This is a genomic window from Streptomyces sp. NPDC096205 (assembly GCF_044763135.1).
GTDB lineage: Bacteria > Actinomycetota > Actinomycetes > Streptomycetales > Streptomycetaceae > Streptomyces.
Map to the genome: position 1 here is coordinate 554,690 of NZ_JBIWFS010000006.1, position 18,700 is coordinate 573,389.

General features: G+C 71.5%; 18 protein-coding genes. 7 read left to right on the forward strand and 11 right to left on the reverse strand.

Translation table 11 applies throughout. The features are described from left to right. Positions 1 to 36: 36 nt before the first annotated feature. The 3 genes from ACIQ6Y_RS24680 to ACIQ6Y_RS24690 are packed head-to-tail and all read right to left on the reverse strand — an operon-like array spanning position 37 to position 2,285. Positions 37 to 918, reverse strand: coding sequence for a hypothetical protein (locus tag ACIQ6Y_RS24680; protein WP_404042122.1), 882 nt, complete (start codon positions 916 to 918; stop codon positions 37 to 39). Beyond that, complete coding sequence (locus tag ACIQ6Y_RS24685) at positions 915 to 1,856, reverse strand: hypothetical protein (protein ID WP_404042123.1); 942 nt, start codon at positions 1,854 to 1,856, stop codon at positions 915 to 917. The genes ACIQ6Y_RS24680 and ACIQ6Y_RS24685 overlap by 4 nt, the downstream gene beginning before the upstream one ends. 15 nt (positions 1,857 to 1,871) lie before the next feature. Further along, on the reverse strand, positions 1,872 to 2,285 hold the full coding sequence (locus ACIQ6Y_RS24690) for a hypothetical protein (RefSeq protein ID WP_404042124.1): 414 nt from the start codon (positions 2,283 to 2,285) through the stop codon (positions 1,872 to 1,874). Between the two features lie 296 nt (positions 2,286 to 2,581). Between ACIQ6Y_RS24690 and ACIQ6Y_RS24695 the strand changes: the two genes are divergently transcribed. The 5 genes from ACIQ6Y_RS24695 to ACIQ6Y_RS24715 all read left to right on the forward strand — a co-directional run bounded on the left by ACIQ6Y_RS24695 (position 2,582) and on the right by ACIQ6Y_RS24715 (position 7,494). Beyond that, positions 2,582 to 4,012: a peptidoglycan-binding protein gene (locus ACIQ6Y_RS24695; protein WP_404042125.1), complete on the forward strand. Its 1,431-nt coding sequence runs from the start codon at positions 2,582 to 2,584 to the stop codon at positions 4,010 to 4,012. 20 nt (positions 4,013 to 4,032) lie between these two features. After that, complete coding sequence (locus ACIQ6Y_RS24700) at positions 4,033 to 4,770, forward strand: ABC transporter ATP-binding protein (RefSeq protein WP_404042175.1); 738 nt, start codon at positions 4,033 to 4,035, stop codon at positions 4,768 to 4,770. Beyond that, positions 4,767 to 6,056, forward strand: coding sequence for an ABC transporter permease (locus ACIQ6Y_RS24705; RefSeq protein ID WP_404042126.1), 1,290 nt, complete (start codon positions 4,767 to 4,769; stop codon positions 6,054 to 6,056). Before ACIQ6Y_RS24700 ends, ACIQ6Y_RS24705 begins: the two co-directional genes overlap by 4 nt. A 59-nt stretch (positions 6,057 to 6,115) precedes the next feature. Further along, positions 6,116 to 7,000: a hypothetical protein gene (locus ACIQ6Y_RS24710; protein ID WP_404042127.1), complete on the forward strand. Its 885-nt coding sequence runs from the start codon at positions 6,116 to 6,118 to the stop codon at positions 6,998 to 7,000. 68 nt (positions 7,001 to 7,068) lie between these two features. Further along, the gene (locus tag ACIQ6Y_RS24715) at positions 7,069 to 7,494 is read left to right on the forward strand and encodes a peptidase M23 (RefSeq protein WP_404042128.1); all 426 of its coding nucleotides are present in this window, start codon (positions 7,069 to 7,071) and stop codon (positions 7,492 to 7,494) included. A gap of 72 nt (positions 7,495 to 7,566) precedes the next feature. Here the strand turns inward: ACIQ6Y_RS24715 and ACIQ6Y_RS24720 are convergent, their stop codons facing one another. From ACIQ6Y_RS24720 to ACIQ6Y_RS24750, 7 genes are all read right to left on the reverse strand, one after another. After that, positions 7,567 to 8,016, reverse strand: a complete 450-nt coding sequence (locus ACIQ6Y_RS24720; protein WP_404042129.1) for a hypothetical protein — start codon at positions 8,014 to 8,016, stop codon at positions 7,567 to 7,569. A gap of 23 nt (positions 8,017 to 8,039) precedes the next feature. After that, a complete protein-coding gene (locus ACIQ6Y_RS24725; RefSeq protein ID WP_404042130.1) occupies positions 8,040 to 8,489 on the reverse strand; it encodes a hypothetical protein in 450 nt (149 codons plus the stop codon). A gap of 23 nt (positions 8,490 to 8,512) precedes the next feature. Then, positions 8,513 to 8,932, reverse strand: coding sequence for a spore-associated protein A (locus tag ACIQ6Y_RS24730; protein ID WP_404042131.1), 420 nt, complete (start codon positions 8,930 to 8,932; stop codon positions 8,513 to 8,515). A gap of 76 nt (positions 8,933 to 9,008) precedes the next feature. Further along, positions 9,009 to 10,493, reverse strand: coding sequence for an LCP family protein (locus tag ACIQ6Y_RS24735; protein ID WP_404042176.1), 1,485 nt, complete (start codon positions 10,491 to 10,493; stop codon positions 9,009 to 9,011). Between the two features lie 247 nt (positions 10,494 to 10,740). Further along, positions 10,741 to 12,483: an LCP family protein gene (locus ACIQ6Y_RS24740; RefSeq protein ID WP_404042132.1), complete on the reverse strand. Its 1,743-nt coding sequence runs from the start codon at positions 12,481 to 12,483 to the stop codon at positions 10,741 to 10,743. Between the two features lie 254 nt (positions 12,484 to 12,737). Continuing rightward, complete coding sequence (locus tag ACIQ6Y_RS24745) at positions 12,738 to 13,955, reverse strand: LCP family protein (protein ID WP_404042133.1); 1,218 nt, start codon at positions 13,953 to 13,955, stop codon at positions 12,738 to 12,740. A 199-nt stretch (positions 13,956 to 14,154) separates the two neighbouring features. Further along, on the reverse strand, positions 14,155 to 14,913 hold the full coding sequence (locus ACIQ6Y_RS24750) for a TIGR03089 family protein (RefSeq protein WP_404042134.1): 759 nt from the start codon (positions 14,911 to 14,913) through the stop codon (positions 14,155 to 14,157). 134 nt (positions 14,914 to 15,047) lie between these two features. Here ACIQ6Y_RS24750 and ACIQ6Y_RS24755 point away from each other — a divergent pair, with 134 nt between their 5' ends. Then, on the forward strand, positions 15,048 to 16,448 hold the full coding sequence (locus tag ACIQ6Y_RS24755; protein ID WP_404042135.1) for a peptidoglycan recognition protein: 1,401 nt from the start codon (positions 15,048 to 15,050) through the stop codon (positions 16,446 to 16,448). A gap of 106 nt (positions 16,449 to 16,554) precedes the next feature. Beyond that, a complete protein-coding gene (locus ACIQ6Y_RS24760; protein ID WP_404042136.1) occupies positions 16,555 to 17,637 on the forward strand; it encodes a sugar phosphate nucleotidyltransferase in 1,083 nt (360 codons plus the stop codon). 36 nt (positions 17,638 to 17,673) lie between these two features. On the opposite strand, the gene ACIQ6Y_RS24765 is transcribed toward ACIQ6Y_RS24760, so the two are convergent. Next, entirely contained in the window at positions 17,674 to 18,687 is a 1,014-nt protein-coding gene (locus ACIQ6Y_RS24765) for a DNA-3-methyladenine glycosylase family protein (RefSeq protein WP_404042137.1), read from the reverse strand. Between the last annotated feature and the right edge of the window lie 13 nt (positions 18,688 to 18,700).

The following is an 18,700-nucleotide window of genomic DNA, read 5'->3' on the forward strand; positions in this document are numbered from 1 at the left end:
CCGTCGTGCACGGCCGGCCTGTGGCTCGGTGCCAGGTCAGTTCTTGTCGGCACCGACGATTCGGTCGGCCCGGGCGATGAGCCGGGCCGCTTCCCCCCGCGCCTTCGCCAGCTGCGGGCCGCGGGACTCGATGAGAGAGCGCTGGAGCGCGGCCTCGGAGTTCCGCCAGGCGGCGACGAGCCCGGTCCGCTGCTTGCAGGCGATGTCGGCCGTGGCCACCGCGCGCTCGTACGGCGTCACCTTCTCGCCCAGCACCTTGCGGTCGGCGAGCGGGTCCAGCGGGGTGCGGAAGTGGTGTCCTGACTCGGCCATGCAGCCGGACCAGGCCGCGAACGCCTTCGTCACCAGCGGCTCGCTCAGCGACTGCTGGAAGGACTCCCGCTTGTACCACTGCGGGAGGTCCACGGCATCCATGTCGATGCCCTTCTCCAGCTCCAGGTGGGCGCGGCCGGCGCAGCCGTCGTCGAACTGCCCGTCGGTGCCGGTGGGCTTGCCCGTGCCCATCAGCGCGCGCTGGTAGCGCTTGGACTGCGGCGCCGGTGTCACCTGCCGGCTCGGCGTGCCGTCCAGGTGGTAGCCGTACTTCTCGGCGGTCTCCGGCACGGTGATGCCGTAGCGGCGCTCGTGCCCGGTGCCGGTGGCCGAGGTGGCGACGCCCTCGGGCGCCTCCTCGTCGTAGCGGAGGCCCTGCTCGCGCATGCAGCGGTCGGTGAGCTCCGCGAGGGCCCGCGAGACGGTGGAGTAGTCCTCGTCGGAGACCTGGTACGGGTCGAGCGGCAGGGTGATGCGCGGTGCGGGGGCCGCTGCCGCCGGGGTCCCGGGCGTGCTCGGGCCGTCGGAGCGGTCGGCGTGGTCGGTGCCGGAGGAGCAGGCCGTCAGCAGCACGGCGAGCAGCACGACGGGGGCCGTGCGCCTCACGGGGTGGCCCCGGCGCGGGCGGCGGTCCGGAGGATGGCCTCCTTGCGCTGCTTGAGCGTGTCGAGCTGCTGCTGGTTCTGCTCGACGGCGCGTTCCTGGTAAGCGACCTCGACCGCGTACCAGACACCGATGACGTTGTGCCGCTGCTTGCAGGCGACGTCCGCCTCGGCGACCTGGATCTCGCGCCGGGAGGCCGTGGCCGTGTTCTTGAAGGCCGGGTCCTCCACCGCGTCCATCGGGCCCTTGTAGGAGTAGCCCTTGTCCTTCATGCAGGCGGACCAGGCGGAGAACGCCTTCTTCACCCGGGGGTCCTTCTGCGACTCCTGGTAGGTGAAGATCGCCAGCTGGTCGGCGAACTCCTCGTCGTCCGGGCGTACTTCGGGTCCGTCGGCGGCCAGGTCGCGCAGGGCCTTGGCCCAACAGCCGCCCTTGGGCACCGTCTTGCCGTCGGCGGTCCGGCTCGCGCCCTGTCCGTCCTGGGGGCCGAACAGCACGAGGGACTCCGCGGAGGAGTAGTTCTCCTCGGGCGGCTTGGGGCCGCGGTCCGCCGGGTCGATGCGGTAGCCGAAGCGCGAGGCCGTGTCGGGGTCGCTGATGCCGTAGCGGCGGGAGTCCCGCAGCGCCTTGTCGCCCTGGTAGGCGGGGCGGGGCGCCAGGTCGAAGCCGTAGCCGCGCATGCACTGCGCGGCCAGCAGGTCCTCGCCCTGGCGGCGGGTGCGTTCCTCGGAGTCGGTCCAGGCGTACGCCTCCAGCGGCAGCTCCAGGGCGGTGGAGGCGCGCAGGGTGGGCGTGGCCGTGACCGGCGGGGGTGTCTTGAAATCGACCGGCGGGGCGTCCCCGGACCGGGACCGGTCGGCGGTCCCGGAGTCCGAGGAGGAGCAGCCGCTCAACACGAGAGCGGCGCAGCCCAGCGCCAGGCCGAGCCTGGTGGTGCGCAAGGTGTACCGGCCGGCCTAGAAGGGCTCGTAGCTGGAGGCGTTGTTGTTCTGCAGCCAGCCCGGGGTGTCACGGCGCACACCGTCGCAGGTGTGGTTGTGCCGCTGGCCCGTGAAGTTGGAGTTGAAGAAGATCGCGTAGTTGTACCGGGTGCCCCAGCACTTCGCGGACGAGGCGTTGTTGCCCACGACCTGGCCCTGACCCGGACCGGAGGCCAGGAAGCGGTCGTCGTGGTGCGTGGGCTCCTCGTCGAAGTAGTCCATCATGGACGACGAGGAGTAGCCGGCGGAGTGGTAGTACATGCACAGCTCCTGCGCCACGCAGTAGCCGTCCTTGTAGTTGTCGAACTCGTAGGCGCTGGCGGGCGTGGTCGTGACCGCCACGGCGCCCGCGGCGAGCGCGAGGCCGGCGAGCTTTGCACCGATACGCATGATTGTTCCCCCTGTTTTTCGGTCATGGCTGGGACTGCGAGCCGTCGAGGATCCTGACACGGGCCGCGGTCTGTGAGGCAAGTGTGAGCTGCCCGAACGGCCAGAAGTGATCTTGATGGCTCAAAGCTGACGCACAGTAAACCACAGGCCACGACCAGCACTTGACGGTGCGTCGGAACCCACTTGACAGGCTTCTTGTGCGGGTGATCGTCTGTGTTCGAACACGGTTGCGGGTGGCTGGAACTGACCGATCCGGGTGGCCAACACCGCGGCCGGAGAACGACTTTGGGGGAAGCATGTCCCAGCCGGGGACCGGCTCCGGGCTGTCGCGGCGCAAGCGTGCCGTGGCGGCCCTGGCGACGGGTGCCATGGTGCTCGCGGGCGCCGCCGTGTGGACTTCCACGTTCGTGAAGTCGCCGGCCCAGGCCGCCGCCGACGCGGGCCCGCCCGCCCCGGATGTGCTCACCGCGCCCGTCGAGCGACGTGTGCTCGCCGACACCGTGGTCACCCGCGGGATCGTCGCCGCCTCGCAGACCGTCGACCTGGCGCCGGCCGGCATCGCGGCCGACGGTTCGGCCGCGCCCGTCGTCACCAAGGTGATGGTGCGCTCCGGGCAGACCTTCGAGGCCGGCCGCGTGCTGGCCGAGGTCTCCGGCCGGCCCGTCTTCGCACTGCCCGGCACCCTCCCCGTCTACCGGGACCTGAAGCCGGGCACCCAGGGCGACGACGTACGCCAGCTCCAGCAGGCCCTGCGCACCCTCGGCCACGACCCCGGCTCCGACGCGGCCGGCACCTACGGCCCCGGGACCAAGCAGGCGGTCGCCGCGCTGTACGCCGCCATCGGCTACGAGCCCGTCGTCGCCGGCGGCGGCCAGGGCGGCGAGGACCCCGTCGAAGCGGCTCGCGACCAGGTCAAGCAGGCCCAGCGCCGGCTCGACGGACTCCTCCGGCAGGACAACGGCAGCGCGTCCGGCGACGACGGCAAGACAGCCGATGACCAGACCGACGACGGCAAGACCGACGACGGCAAGAGCGCCGCCGACACCGGGCATGTCGACGACGTCCGGTACGCCCGGGAGGACCTGGCCGAGGCCGAGGACGACCTGGAGCAGGCCGAAGCCGTCTCCGGCGCCATGGTGCCCGCCTCCGAGGTCGTCTTCCTCAGCGGCTTCCCGGCCCGCGTCGACACCATGAACGCCAAGGTCGGCAGCGAGGTCGGCGAGAAGCTCGCCACCCTCTCCGCGGGCCGGCTGGTGGTCAGGGGCACTCTCGGCGCCCACGAGAAGGACCTGGTACGTCCCGGCCAGAAGGTCGAGGTGCTCTCCGAGGTCTACGGCGACCAGGTCACCGGCACGGTCGCCTCGGTGGCCGACACCCCCGCGGCGCCCGAGGGCGAGGGGGCCGACGCGGCCGCCGCCTCCGCGGGCCAGGGATACACGGTCGTCGTCCGGCCCGCCTCCGCGCTCGCCGCCCGCCTCGCCGGACAGGACGTGCGCCTGACCATCGAGGCCGCCACGACCGGCCGCAAGGTGCTCGTCGTGCCCGTCTCCGCGCTCTCCGCCGGTGCCGACTCCCGCACCACCGTCACCGTCCTGGAGCGGTCCGGTGAACGCCGCCGCGTCGAGGTCCGCGCCGGCACCTCCGGCGACGGCTACACCGAGATCACGCCCCTGCGCGGCGCCCGGCTCACCGCCGGCGACAAGGTCGTCGTCGGGATCGCGCGGTGAGCCGATCCGTCCTGGCGCGGCTGCGCCGGGCGCGGGCGGCGCACCTCACGGCGCCCGCCCCCGAGACGTCCGCCGCGCCCGTCGTCGAGTTCCGCCGGGTCGCCCTCACCTACCCCGGCCCGCCGCCGGTCGAGGCGCTCAAGCCCTGCGACCTGACCATCGAGCGGGGCGACTACGTCACCGTGGTGGGCCCCTCCGGCTCCGGCAAGTCCACCTTCCTGAACATCGCGGGCCTGCTCGACGCGCCCACCGAGGGCAGCTACCTCCTGGACGGCATCGACACCGCGCGGCTCAGCGACGCCGACCGCACCGGCATGCGGGGACGGCGGATCGGGTTCGTCTTCCAGAGCTTCCATCTGCTGCCGCACCGCTCGGCGCTGGAGAACGTCACCCTCGCCATGCTCTACGACCCGGCGAACCGGGGGGAGCGCGCCGAACGGGCCCGGGAGGCGCTGCGCCGCGTCGGCCTCGCCCACCGCACCGAGGCGCTGCCCACCCGGCTCTCCGGCGGCGAACGCCAGCGCGTCGCCATCGCCCGCGCCCTGGTCGCCCGCCCCTCCCTGCTGCTGTGCGACGAGCCGACCGGCAACCTCGACACGGCCACCGCCGAGTCGATCCTGACCCTGCTGGACGAGCTGCACTCCGACGGCATGACCCTCGTCGTCATCACGCACGACCCGGGCGTCGCCGCGCGCGGCCGGCGCACCGTGGCCATCCGCGACGGCGTGCTCACCGAGCAGGCGGTGGTCGCCGCGTGAAGGTCCGCATACCCGGCCGCGAGAGCCGTACGAGGCTGCTTCGCCTCGGCCGCAGGAGCCGTACGGCACCTGTCGACCGGTCCCGGCTCGGCGCGCGCGACCTGGTGTCGGAGTCGGCCGCCGGCATCCTGCAGCGCCCGGCGCGCTCGGCGCTCACCGCGCTCGGCACCGTCCTCGGCGTGGGCACCTTCGTCGCCGTCCTCGGGCTGACCGCCACCACGTCGTCGCAGATCGACTCCCGGTTCAACGCGCTCACGGCCACCGAGGTGACCGTCGAGGACACCGGCGGCGACCGGCCCGACCTGCTGGCCAACGCGTTCCCGGCGGACGCCGACGCGCGGATCGGGGCACTGGGCGGCGTCCGCGACGCGGGCGTGTACTGGCCGGTCCGGCTGAACCCCGAGGACCTGGTCTCCGCGGCGCCGCCCGGGGCCGGGGCGCGCGGCGAACGCACCCAGGTGGTCGCGGCGTCCCCCGGCGTCCTCGCCGCGGCGGGGCCGCGCCTGGAACAGGGACGCACCTTCGACGCGTACCACAACCGGCGGGGCGAGAACGTGGCCGTGATCGGCTCGGGCCTGGCCGACCGGCTCGGCATCACCACCCTGGAGACCGCCCCGGCGGTGTTCGTCGGCGACCACGCCTTCACGGTCATCGGCATCGTCGAGGACGTCGAGCGCAAGGCGGACCTGCTGCTGTCGGTGGTGGTGCCGCGCACCGCGGCCGAGCGGATCTGGGGCGGCCCGGAGGGCGGGGAGCGAGCCAAGATGCTCATCTCCACCGACCTGGGCGCCGCCCGGCAGATCGCCTCCGAGGCGGCACTGGCGCTCGACCCCGCCCACCCCGAGCACTTCCGGGCCGTACCGCCGCCCGACCCGCGGAGCCTGCGCGGCAACGTCACCTCCGACCTCGACGAGCTGTTCATGCTGCTGGCCGGGATCTGCCTGGTGATCGGCGCGGTCGGCATCGCGAACACCACGCTGGTGGCGGTCCTGGAGCGCACCGGGGAGATCGGACTGCGCCGGGCCCTCGGCGCCCGCGGCCGGCACATCACCGCGCAGTTCCTCGCCGAGTCCGGTGCGCTGGGCGCGCTCGGCGGGCTGGTCGGCACCAGCCTCGGCGCCGTCACGGTGGTCGCGCTGGCGGTCGTACGCGACTGGACGCCGGTGATCCACCCGGCGACCGTCGTCACCGCCCCGGCGGTCGGCCTGGTCACCGGGCTGCTCGCGGGCCTGTACCCGGCGTGGCGCGCCAGCCGGATCCAGCCCGCGGAAGCGCTGCGGCGCTGACCGCCCCCGTGCCCGCCCTGGTCCCTCTGGTTCTCCACATGGTTCGGCAAGGAAGTGACGTGCGAAAGACGACAGCGACCGTGATGCTCGCAGGCACCCTGCTCCTCGCGGGCTGCTCCGGTGACGGCGACGGCGACGGCACCTCCTCGCCCCCGCGGCCGGACAACTCCGTGGCGCCCGCGTCGTCCAGCCTCACCGCCGGTCTGGCCCTGCCGGTGGAGGGCTACATGTTCTCCGAGGCCGAGATGGGCCAGCTGACCCGCGCGATGAGCACCCTCACCCAGCGCTGCATGGAGCGCGCGGGCTTCGACTACCGCCCGCAAGCGGACGCCGGGGGGCCGGACATCGGGGTGCTGGACCGCCGCTACGGCATCGCCAACACCTACACCGCCCAGGTCTACGGCTACCACTTCCCGGTCCCGGCGGTGGAGCAGGAAAGCGCGGCCAAGTCGCTCAGCCCGGCCGGGCGGGTGGCCCTGGTCGGCAAGCCGATGACCGACGGCACCCTCGACCCCGACGGCGGCTGCGTCGGCGAGGCCAAGCGCCGACTGGCGGGCGACGAGGCCGAGTTCGGGCCGGACGACAAGGCCCGACAGCTGAACATGGAGAGCTACGCCCGCAGCCAGAAGGACCCGCGCGTGCTGGCCGTCTTCCGTGACTGGTCGGCGTGCATGGCCGGGCGGGGCTACCGCTACGCCTCGCCGATGGACGCCATCGACGACCCCGCGTTCGCGACGAAGCAGGCGAGCGGCACCGAGATTTCGACGGCCCGAGCGGACGTCGAATGCAAGAAGAAGACCGGACTCGTGCGGACCTGGTTCGACGTCGAGTCCGGATGGCAGCGCGAGCGCATCGAGCAGGACGCCGAAGACCTCGCCGAGGTCAAGCGGCACAAGACCGACCAGCTCAAGCGGGCCGCCGCCGAGCTGGGCGAGTCCTCCTGACCGGCACCCGCGGCCGTTCCACCCCCCATCCCCACCCCCCATACAGAGGAAAGAAGGGACACGCTCCCATGCGTATGCGCACCTCGGCCCTCGCGGCCGCCCTGGCCGCCGCCGGCACCCTCGGGATGCTGGCCACCGCCGCTCCTGCCCAGGCCGACGACATCCCGGACGGCCTGTGCGGCGGCGTCATCGATGTCGACTACTGCCTCTGGTACAACTCCAACCAGCTCGGCGGCTGGACGGCCACCTACGAGAACATCGCCAACTGGGGCGGCACCTACCCCTGGCGCTTCACCGACGGCGGCCAGGGCACGGCCGGCGTGGGCCAGGTCGTGAAGAACAACGCCGCGTCCTACGCCAACAGCCACGACAGCAAGACCGGCCTGTCCTACTTCAACTCCAACTACGCCGGGGCCTACGACGTCGCCCCGCCGCGCGACAAGGGCAACCTCGTCAACACGTACAACAACAACGCGTCCTTCCGCTGGCGCTAAAGAGCCACAGAGCCTCCAGAACGACAAGAACGCTCGGCCGGGACGTCCCGGCCGAGCGTTCTCGTCATGGCATCAGCCGCAGGAGTGCGGGCCGATCTGGCCGACGTACGCCTGGGTGCCGCCCGGGCTGTACACGTCGAGCATCTCGACCACGCAGGTGCCGGGCGCCTTGATGCGCACCGGACCCGCGTAGCTGCTGAAGTCGCCCGAGTCCTCGTCGTAGGTGCCGTCGTTGGGCTCCCGGTAGATCGCCAGTGTGATCCAGCTGGGGGTCCCGGCCCAGGCGGACTTCACGAAGACGGAGCAGTTGTAGGTCCCGTCGAAGTAGTCGTAGACGGTGCCCAGCTTGCTGCTGAAGCCGTTCCTGTTGCCGTACACGGCCTTCGAGTACGACAGGTTGCCGGCGCAGCCGTAACCGGCGGCAGAGGCGGGCGCGGCGGTGACGACCGGCGCGACCACGCCGACGCCGACCAGCGTCGCGGCGGTGGCCATCCACCGGGTGACCTTGGTGAGCTTGCGCATGCTGTTGTTCCCCGTTCCGTGGGTCAGCCGCAGTTGTGCGGCGGAGCCGCCTGGCCGAAGAAGATCTGCGTGCCGCTGGGGTTGTCCATGATGAGCATCTCGCTCACGCACGAACCGGGAGCCTTGATCCGCACGGGACCCGCGTAGGAGGAGAAGGCGCCGGTGTCGTCGTCGAACGTGCCGTCGTCCTCCTTGTAGATGGAGAAGTTCATCTGGGTGGGCGTGCCGACGTACGCCGACTTCACGAACACCGAGCAGTTGTAGGTGCCGTCGTAGTACGACTGCACGGTGCCTATCTTGTTCGTGTAGCCGTTCCTGTTGGCGTACACCGACTTCGTGTAGACCAGGTTGCCGGCGCAGCCGTAACCGGCGGCCGAGGCGGGCGCGGCGGTGACGACCGGCGCGACCACGGCGACGCCGACCAGCGTCGCGGCCGTGGCCACCCACTGGGTGACCTTCGAGAGCTTGCGCATGCTGGATTCCCCGATTCCGTCGATCAGCCGCAGTGGACGCCGTAGTCGATGCGCGTGTAGTTGGAGGCGGCGGAGCCGCCCCAGTCGATGCAGGAACCCTTGGCGTAGAGGTACACCGGGCCCGCGTAGTAGCTGTACGTGCCGCGGTCGTACTCGTTGTACTTCCACACGGTGTCGGTGCGGTGCAGGCGCAGGCGGGCGTCCAGGATCATGGGGGTGCCCTGGGTGTCGCTGACGGTCACGACGCAGTTGTAGCCGGTGGAGCTGTTGTACGTGAGGAACGCGGTTCCGTCGCCGACGTACTTGGAGTCGATGACGCCGTAGCCCGAGCCGCAGGCGCCGGTGTAGCTCGCGGCCGCGGCGCTGCCGGTGGCGGCGACGGTGCCCGCGACCGTGAGGCCGACGACGGCGGCAACAGAACCAAGTCGCTTGGAAAAACGCATGTTTGAGTCCGCATCAGGTCAGGTGGCTGAAACCTGATGATCATGGCAGTGGCGCGCCTCCCGGGCAACTTCGTTGTCACCAGCGGTACGGCTCGTACACGTCCATGCACTTGCCGCTGTCCGTGTCGCCGTTGAGCGCGTCCGAGTTCTCCGGCAGGTCGCCCGCCCTGGGCTTGGACTGCTTCGGATACGCCGTGCCCTCGCGCCAGTCGCCGCCCACGACGACGGTCACGCCGGAGACGTCGGCCGACCTCTTGACCGAAGTGAGCGGAATCCCGAGCGACTTGGCGACCCGCTGCGCGTCGCCCTCCAGCTCGGCGCTGGGATAGCGCACCACGGTCCGCTCCTCGGCGTACGAGCCGGAGGTGTCGGCCCCGGCACGGGTGAAGCCCTGCTGCACAAGGGCCTGGGAGACGGTGTTCGCCCGGCCGTTGACCACGCCGAGCGACTCGGAGCGGGTGGCGTTCTGCACCAGCACACCGATCTCGGCGTCGGGAGCGGCCGGGTCGGCGGACACCTTCTCCTCGGTCTTCTTGCCGGACGGCTTGGTCGTGCTGTTCTTGTCGAAGGGCACGTCGTCGCGGAGCATCGCCCACATCTTCTCGGCGTCGGCACCGGCCGGGACCACGTGGTTGCGGTCCAGCGGGTCCTGGACGCTCGGCATCGTCGTCATGGTGATGCGGTTCGTCGGCACCGACTTCAGCTGCATGCCCAGGTCGTAGAGCTTCTTGACCGTGGTGATCTCCTCGGAGACCTTCAGGGACTTGGTGGCGGCGTCGGCCAGGTCCATGAGGCGGCCCGTGTCCGTGAAGACGTTCTGGCCGCGCAGCTCACGCATCATCGAGTTCATGTACATGTGCTGCGCCCTGGCCCGCAGCAGGTCGCTGCCCCAGGCGTGCCGCGTCCGCAGCCACTGCAGGGCCTGCTCGCCCTTGACCTTGTGCGGGCCCTTCGTCATGTACAGGCCGGAGCCGCCCTCTCGGCCGGGCTTCGGGCGGTCGTCGACGTTCTGGTTCACACAGACCTCGACCCCGCCGATGGCGTCCGCCATCCGCACCACGCCGGCGAAGTCGATCGTCATCCAGTGGTCGATGTAGACGCCGGTGAGGTTCTGCCAGGTGGCCAGGGTGCAGCCGGCTCCGCCGTGCGCCAGCGACTCGTTGATGATGTCGTTGTCCGCCGCGAACTCCTCGCCGGTGTCCGGGTCCGTGCACTTGGGGATGTCGACGCGGGTGTCGCGCGGGATGCTCACCACCGCGGCGCTCTCGCGGTCCGCGGAGAGGTGGATCAGCATCTGCACATCGCCCAGCGGGGGATTGTCGCGGTGGTTGCGGCCGCCGCCCAGCGCCACGTTCGCGTCGGAGGCCCGGCTGTCGGAGCCGATGAGCAGGATGTTCAGCGGGGTCTGCCCGGCGGCGTTCGGCGGGGTCTTCGTCGCCTTGGAGTCGCCGCTCTCGCGCTGGCCGTGCTGGATGTTGCTGTTCAGATGCTGGTAGTACAGATAACCGGCGCCCGCCGTGCCCATTATGAGCACCGCGAGCGTCGTCGCGGACCACCTCAGCACCCGGTGCTTGCGCGGAGCCCGGCGTCTGCCGTGCCGGCGCAGCGCCGTGGCGTCCGTCGGGGGGCCGTCCCCGGCCTCCGCCTCACGGGCGTCCAAAACCGCCGCGGCGGTCCCCGCCCCCGCGCCCTCGTCTCCCACGCTGTTGTTCGTCACGTCTGTCGTCTCCCCACCCCTGCGCCGTCGAACGGGCCTGCCGTTCGTCAAGTCAGACGCACGACAGGCCCGTTCGGTGGCGTTACGAATCTCAGCTGGCGCACTGCACCTTGTCTGCTGTGGTCTTGTCCTTCACGTCGATCTTCGCGGGACCCGTCAGCGGAATCCCCGCCCCCTTGAAGTCCTTGCCCAGGGTCAGCGTCATCGTCGGCAGCCCCTGGGCGTTGGTCACGCTCTTGCCCGGCTTCATCGCCGCGCCGGACAGGCCCATCATCGCGGCGAGGGCGCGGGCCTGGTCCGCCTGGTCGGGCGCGTACTCCAGCGTGGTCCTCGCCAGGTCGGCGGGCGCGTTGCCGCCGTTCTCCGACTTGTTGACGCCCTTCTCCAGCTGCAGCCAGTTGAGGGTGTCCTGTGCGGAGCCGTCGGCCGCACCGCCGTTGAGCACCCGCACCCGCACGTCGGAGGCCGGGGCCTTGGTGCCCTTCAGCCGGGCCGCGACGGCCGCCTTCTCCTTCTTCTGCTTCTGCTTGACGTCGGTGAAGGAGATGTCGTTCTTGATCGCGTCGAAGATCGGCGGGGCCTTGAACTCGTCGACGACGACCGTCACATGGACCTTCGTCTCGGCGGGGTTGTCCTTCACCGGCACCGTGGTGAAGGAGATGTTCTTCATCGGCACCTTCTTCAGCTCGAGGGCGATGTCCTTGAGCGTGCTGACCTTGCCGATGGCCTTGTCGACGGTGAGCGCGTTGGTGGCCGCCTCCGCCAGCTTCACGAGCTTGGTCGGGCTGGTGAGGGTGTCGCCGGAGGACATCTGCCGCATCAGCGAGGCCAGGAACTGCTGCTGCACCTTGATGCGGTCCAGGTCGCCCTCGTTGCCCCAGGCGTGCCGGGTCCGCACGAACGCCAGCGCCTGCTCGCCCTGGATCGTGGAGGGACCCTTGGGCAGCACCAGGCCGGACTTCTCGTCGTTCACCGCCTTCTCGACGCACACGTCGACGCCGCCCACCGCTGTGGTCAGGGTCTTGATGGCGTTGAAGTCGGCCATCATGAAGTGGTCCGGCTTGACGCCGGTCAGCTCGTGGACGGTGCGCATGGTGCAGCCGGCGTCACGGCCGCTGACGCCCAGGCTGTAACCGAAGCGGTCGTGGATGCCGGGGATCGTCTCGAAGGAGCCGTCGTCCTGCTTGGTGTCGCAGTCCGGGATGTCCACGATCATGTCCCGCGGGATGCTCAGCACGGTCGCGTTCGAGCGGTCCTTGGCGACGTGCAGCAGCAGCGTGGTGTCGGCGTGCCCGGAGGTGTTCTCCTTGTCGCCGTAAGCCTCGTTGCCCTCGCCGGTGCGCTTGTCCGTGCCGATCAGCAGGATGTTGAAGGCCTCGTCCTTGCGGAAGCTGCTCGCGCCCGCGGTGCCGACGTCCGTCGTGTCGACGTTGCCCTCGAGGTGCTTGAGGTACAGATAGCCGGCTCCGGCGACGGCGACCAGGACCAGCGCCATGCTGCCGCCGGTCCACATCACGACCTTCTTGGCCTTGCCCGCCTTCTTCGCCGGACGCCGCCCACGACGTCCCGGCACCGGCTCCTCGGGTGCCGTACGGCGCCGACGCGGCGGCGGCACATCGCGGCCGGGCGCCTCGGGTGCGCCGCGCCCCGGTGCGCCGGTGCGGGAGCGGACCGCGCCCTCGGCACGGCGGGCGGCTCTGCGCGGGCCCGGTACGGCCGACTGTTGCGGTGCGGAATCGCCCAGTTGCAGTTCGTATTCGCCGGTGTCCGGATTGAGCACCCACTGGTCTGCGGGGTCGATGTTGTCCGCCCGCCCACGGCCTTGCGCGTCCACGGTTGTCCGAATCCTCCGTCGGGGCCACGCGGCGCCTTCCCCCTCAAAGGCGCTCGGGTCTCGTACAAACAGTGCGCGACCCCGGACCGAGGACCGGTCGGACCTCTGAGCCGGGGGCACCGGAAGCGCTCACACTATCCGCCCAGTTCAGCGTGGGGCGACGACGGTGACAAATTCCACGTCCCTACAACCGGGCAATACCGCCCATTTCTTTGAACGCGCGTTCGTCCGGAGCCGCCGACTTGGGCGTGCCTTTACTCGCAGTCGTGCTCGGCGGCGGTGTTTCCGCGGAACGTGGGCGTGGGGGAGGGACTCGTGCCCTCGTACGCTGTGTGATCGGGCGACTGTGAATCCGTAGCGCCGTTTGTCGCGGAATCCCGCGGAACCTCCTTGGCGACACTGATCGGAGCGTCGGAGCGGAGGCGGGCGAACAGCTTCTGTGCGGCCGGTTCGACGAGCTGGTCCCGATTGGCGTTGTAGACGTACGACTCCCGCGGCACTGTCAGGAACTGCACCCGTTCGGTGGGGATGTCGCGCAGGCCTCGTACGAGTTCGTACAAACCACGCAAACTCGCCAGTGGCGGGTCGGTGGTGAGCGAGGACGTGGCCGCGTCCAGCACCGGATAGAGCTTCACCGGATTCAGCAGGACGTCATTGCTGCGCACCTTGTTGACGAGCGCGCCGAGAAAACGCTGCTGGCGGTCCATGCGGTCGGTGTCGCTGCCGTCGCCGAGGGACTTGCGGGCGCGCACATAACCGAGCGCCTGTTCCCCGTTCAGCTTCACGCGCCCCGCCGGGAGCCGCAGTTTGGCGGCCTTGTCGCGGATCGGCTCGGTGAGGCAGATCTCGACGCCGTCCACCGCGTCGACCATCTTCTTGAAGCCGCTGAAGTCGACCACCATGTGGTGGTCGATCCGAATCCCGGTCAGTTTCTCCACGGTCCGGATCGTGCAGGCCGAACCGCCCGTCTCGAAGGCGTAGTTGAACATCGCGAACATCGGCTCGGCGCGGCTGCCGTCCGGCCGCCGGCAGCCGGGCACGTCCACCATCAGGTCGCGCGGCAGGGACACCGCGGTCGCGCTGTGCCGGCCCGCCGACAGATGCAGCAGGATCGTCGTGTCCGACCGCTGGGTGCCCGAGTCGCGCCCGTACTTGCGGTTGCCGTCCCCGGCCCGCGAGTCCGACCCGATCAGCAGCAGGTTCTGCGCGCCCTTCACCAGCGAGGTCGGCCGCTCCTTCTCGTACCGGGCGAGCTCCGCGGCGGCGGCCTCGTCCGCCGTGATGTTCCCGTCGAGCTTGGCGTACACGACCCATCCGGCTCCTACGGCCGCCAGGACGAGGACACCGACCGTGAGAGCGGTGCCCCGCACCCACCGCCTGCGCCGCCGCCGTATGAGCCCCCGCCCCGACGCAGACGCCCCCGCCCCGGCCACATCCGGCCGTGCGGAAGGCGTCCCTGCGGTGTCGCTCACGTCTGAGTCCACCTCTCACGGCGTACGGGCGTGTCGTCCTGCGTCCTTACGACGATGCCGTGGATGTAGGTGGGCCGCGGGCTGGGCTGGGCCGAACGGATGAGGTGGTGGGGGGTGCGGCCGTCCTCCACCTGCGGACCGTGGCGGGCCGGCCGCGCAGTTCCCCGCGCCCCTGGGGACGTACAGCCGAGGGCGAGCCTCAGCGGGCCGTGGCGGTCACCCGTTCGCTCTCGATCCGCTTGGTCACGGTGTCGTCCGGCGCCTGGTCCAGGTGCCGGCACAGCACCACCGAGCCGCCGGAGGCGAGCGGGGCGTACAAGCCGGCGCTCAGCCCCTCCCATGTGTCGTACGGCAGCCCGGACAGCAGCCGGGACCCGGGCCCGGTCAGCCCCAGCCCGCGGGCGTCACCGGCAGCCCGCTCCACCACTTCCGCGCCCGTCAGTTCGGCCCCGGCGACGACCAGCGCGGGCTCCTCGGGGTCGACCGGCGCGTACGCAACGAACCGGTCCCCGAAGCTGGGCACGTCCACGGCGTAGTCGGCGTACCCGTCCGGAGGACCGGGCACGAACCTGCGGCCCAGCGGCGCCAGCGACAGCGCGTACCGCTCGCCCCGGCACGCCAGCCCCTCCTCGAACCGCCCGGGCCCGGCCACGACGAAGTCGGCGCGCCCCGCATCGCCCCCGACGTCCGCGACCACACCCACCGAGGAACAGGCCAGCAGCCACACGGCCGTCTGCCAGTGCGCGGGCAGCAGCAGCGCCACCCGGTCGCCCGGCTCGGCTGACATCCCGTCCTGGAGGAGATTCGCCGTCTTGGCCACCCAATTGGCGAAGGTGGCCACGGACAGTTCGACGCGTTCGCCGGTCGCGTCGTCGTAGAAGGTCACCAGCGGTCGCGCGGGATCGGCGGCGAGCGCGGAACGCAGCAGGTCGGCAGGGGTGCGATCGGTCACAGTCACCCGCGCAAGCGTACGCGGGCCCGCTCACCCCCGCCGGGCGGCACCGCCACCGGTTCGGCCCAGGGTTCACCACCGGTTCGGCGCAACGGCAGCCGACGGCCCGTCAACTCCCCAATGGACAGATTTGTATGACTATGTCCAGGATCAGGGGCATGCGTGGATTCCTTGCCTCATCACTCGGCCTCACCTGTGCGGCCGCCCTGGCCCTCCCACTGACCCTGTCCGCAGCCCCGGCGACAGCCCACCCGGCGTCGTCCGCGAAGCACCCCCCCGGCTCCCCGAACGCCCCGGACCTGCCCGGCTCCACCCAGTCCCTGCCTCTCGTCCCGCTCACCACCTCCCGCACCCTCGGCTCCACCGCCGTACAGGGCCTGGCCCGCCAGGACGTACGGCACTTCTCACTGCTCGGCGTCGTCTGGGACAACCCGGACACCGAACTGCACGGCAGCGTCCAGGTCCGCACCCGCGACACCGCGAGCGGGCAGTGGTCCGGCTGGCAGGACGTGGAGACGCACAACGCCGAGCACGCCGCCGACCCCGACACCGCCGAGCGCACCGCCGGCCGGGTCCGCGGCGCCACCGCCCCGCTGTGGGTGGGGGACTCGGACGGCGTCGAGATCCGGGTGCGGGCCACCACCGAGAGCCGTATCGAGGAGACCGGCCGCGGCGACCGCACCGCCACCTCCGAAGCCCCGCTGCCCTCGGGCCTGCGCCTGGAACTCGTCGACCCCGGCGAGGCCGGCGACACCCCGCAGGGCTCCCCGGCGGACACCCCGCGGACCGGCACCCTCACCCCCGAGACCGCCGCCGCCTCCGGCGCCAACGCCGGGCTCGCCCCGCTCGGTGCCCTGGAGATCCCCGCCCTCGGCCGCGCCGAGACGGAACTCGAACTGGCACAGCTGAAAGGCGCCGAGGCGAACACCGCGCCCAAGATCGGGCCGCGCCCACGGATCGTCACCCGCCGCGGCTGGGGCGCGGACGAGCAACTGCGCGAGAAGACGTTCGTCTACACCGACAAGGTCAAGGCGGCCTTCGTGCACCACACCGCGTCGGGCAACCAGTACCGCTGCTCGCAGGCCCCGTCCGTCATCCGCAGTATCTACCGCTACCACGTCGTGAGCATGGGCTGGCGGGACATCGGCTACAACTTCCTCGTCGACCGGTGCGGAAACATCTACGAGGGCCGTGCCGGTGGGGTGGCCAAGCCGGTCAGGGGCGCCCACACTCTCGGTTTCAACGCCAACAGCACGGGGATCGCCGTCATCGGCACGTACGACGACACCCGGCCGTCCGACTCCTCGGTGCGGGCCATCGCCCAGCTGACGGCCTGGAAGCTCGGTCTCTACGGAGTGAACCCGCTCGCGAAGACGTACCTCAAGTCCGGTGGGGGGAATCTCTACCAAAAGGGCAAGAATGTGCGACTGAACGTGATCTCCGGTCACCGGGACGGCTTCGCCACCCAGTGCCCGGGCGGGCTTCTGTACAACAAGCTCGCCACCGCCCGCACCAAAGCGGCCGAATACCAGGGCCGCTGACGGAGGGCCGGAACCGCGGGTGTGCCGTGAGGCGTCCGGGGGGTCTGCATACACTGACCGGCCGAAAGACAGTTCGGCCGGTCCCGGCAGGAAGCAGAGACGACAGGTGACAGAAGCGATCCTCCTGGTCGGCGGCAAGGGCACCCGGCTGCGCCCGCTCACGGTGCACACCCCCAAGCCGATGGTCAGGGCGGCGGGAGTGCCGTTCCTCACGCACCAGCTGGCGCGGGCGCGGGCGGCGGGTGTCGAGCACATCGTGCTCGCGACGTCGTATCTCGCGGAGGTCTTCGAGCCGTACTTCGGCGACGGCTCCTCGCTGGGCCTGCACCTCGAGTACGTCACGGAGGAGGAGCCCCTCGGCACGGGCGGCGCCATCCGCAACGTGGCCTCGCGCCTGCACTCGGGCCCCGACGACCCGGTGCTCGTCTTCAACGGCGACATCCTGACCGGCCTGGACATCCAGGCCCTGGTCGACACCCACGAGCGCACCGGCGCGGACGTCTCCCTGCACCTCACCCAGGTGACCGACCCGCGCGCCTACGGCCTGGTCCCCACGGACGCCACCGGCCGCGTGCTGGCCTTCCTGGAGAAGCCCCAGACGCCCGAGGAGATCGTCACCGACCAGATCAACGCGGGTGCCTACGTCTTCCGCCGCTCGGTCATCGACGCGATCCCGGCGGGGCGGCCGGTGTCGGTGGAGCGCGAGACCTTCCCCGACCTCCTCGCGGCCGGCGCCCATCTCCAGGGCATGGTCGACAGCACCTACTGGCTCGACCTCGGCACCCCGGCCGCCTTCGTCCGCGGCTCGGCGGACCTCGTGCTGGGCCGCGCCCCCTCCCCGGCCGTCCCCGGCCGCTGCGGCGACCTCCTCATCCTGCCCACGGCCACCGTCGCCCCCGACGCCAAGCTGGCCGGCGGCACGGTCGTCGGCGAGGGCGCCTTCGTCGCCGAGGGCGCCCGCGTCTTCGGCTCCACGATCCTGCCGGGCGCCGTCATCGAGCCCGGCGCGGTCATCACCGACTCCCTCATCGGCACCCGGGCCCGCGTGGGCACACGGTCGGTCCTGACGGGGACGGTCATCGGGGACGGGGCGGTGATCGGCGCGGACAACGAGCTGCGGGACGGGGCGCGGGTGTGGTGCGACGCGAGGATCCCGGCGGGGTCGGTGCGCTTCTCGTCGGACCAGTAAGGGGTGTGCGGGGGGCCAGGGGGCGGGGCCCCCTGGTCAGAGCCGGCCGATATCGACTTTGGGCATCTTGGGCACGCGCCGAGCAGGAACCTTCCCGCTCAGCAGAATGAGCCGGGCAGCCCGATGCCGCTGCCCGGCATAAGGCTCCAACAGAGACAGCATCAAGGAATCATCGGCATACCGGTCACCGGCCAGGGCCCACCCGACGATCCCCGGCAGATGCAGATCCCCCACCGTCACGGCATCCGGCGCCCCATGACTACGCTGCACGGTCTCGGCCGACGTCCACGGCCCGATCCCCGGCACGACCTCCAACCGGGCCCGCGCATCCTCAGGAGACAGACCCACACCCTGCTCCAGCCGCGCAGCGACCCGTACGGCCCGCAGGATCGTCGACGCCCGCTTGTCGTCGACCCCGGCCCGATGCCACTCCCAGGACGGAATCAGCGCCCATGTCCGAGGCGCGGGCATCACGAACAGCCGCCCGCCCGCCGCGGGCCCCGGCGCCGGCTCCCCGAACTTCCGCACCAGCAGCCGCCACGCCCGGTACGCCTCGTCGGTGGTGACCTTCTGCTCGAGCACCGACGGGATCAGCGACTCCAGCACCAGCCCGGTCCGCGTCAGCCGCAGCCCCGGCCGCCGATGTCGCGCCATGGCCACCAGCCGGTGCCGCGGGGCGAACGCGTCCGGGTCGTCCGAGGCACCGAGGAGATCCGGCAGCTGCTCCAGCAGCCACTCGGCCCCCGGGCCCCAGGCCTCGCCGCGCACCTCGTCGCCGTACACGCTGACCCGCAGCGTCCCGGGCCCGGCGGGTGTGCGGCTGGCCCGCCACACCGAGCCGTCGGGCATCGCCCGGAACGTGGGGTCGGCGGGCCCGCGCCGCAGGGGCCCCAGCACCAGCCCGAGGTCGAGCGGGCCGTCCGGCACATACGTCCGCACCCGCGCGGGTTCCGGAGCCGGCCGCGGGACGCCGCCGGGCACGGCGACATGGCCGCCGCGCACCGTCGTACGCGTGGGCGGCTGGGGCCGCTGGGGGAAACGTCCTGCCACGAGTGAGATCCCT

What these genes read in the sequence shown, in the direction of transcription:
- ACIQ6Y_RS24690 (WP_404042124.1), bottom strand. Translation starts at nt 2,285, where the DNA reads ATGCGTATCGGTGCAAAGCTCGCCGGCCTCGCGCTCGCCGCGGGCGCC.
- ACIQ6Y_RS24695 (WP_404042125.1), top strand. Translation starts at nt 2,582, where the DNA reads ATGTCCCAGCCGGGGACCGGCTCCGGGCTGTCGCGGCGCAAGCGTGCC.
- ACIQ6Y_RS24715 (WP_404042128.1), top strand. Translation starts at nt 7,069, where the DNA reads ATGCGTATGCGCACCTCGGCCCTCGCGGCCGCCCTGGCCGCCGCCGGC.
- ACIQ6Y_RS24720 (WP_404042129.1), bottom strand. Translation starts at nt 8,016, where the DNA reads ATGCGCAAGCTCACCAAGGTCACCCGGTGGATGGCCACCGCCGCGACG.
- ACIQ6Y_RS24725 (WP_404042130.1), bottom strand. Translation starts at nt 8,489, where the DNA reads ATGCGCAAGCTCTCGAAGGTCACCCAGTGGGTGGCCACGGCCGCGACG.
- ACIQ6Y_RS24730 (WP_404042131.1), bottom strand. Translation starts at nt 8,932, where the DNA reads ATGCGTTTTTCCAAGCGACTTGGTTCTGTTGCCGCCGTCGTCGGCCTC.
- ACIQ6Y_RS24755 (WP_404042135.1), top strand. Translation starts at nt 15,048, where the DNA reads ATGTCCAGGATCAGGGGCATGCGTGGATTCCTTGCCTCATCACTCGGC.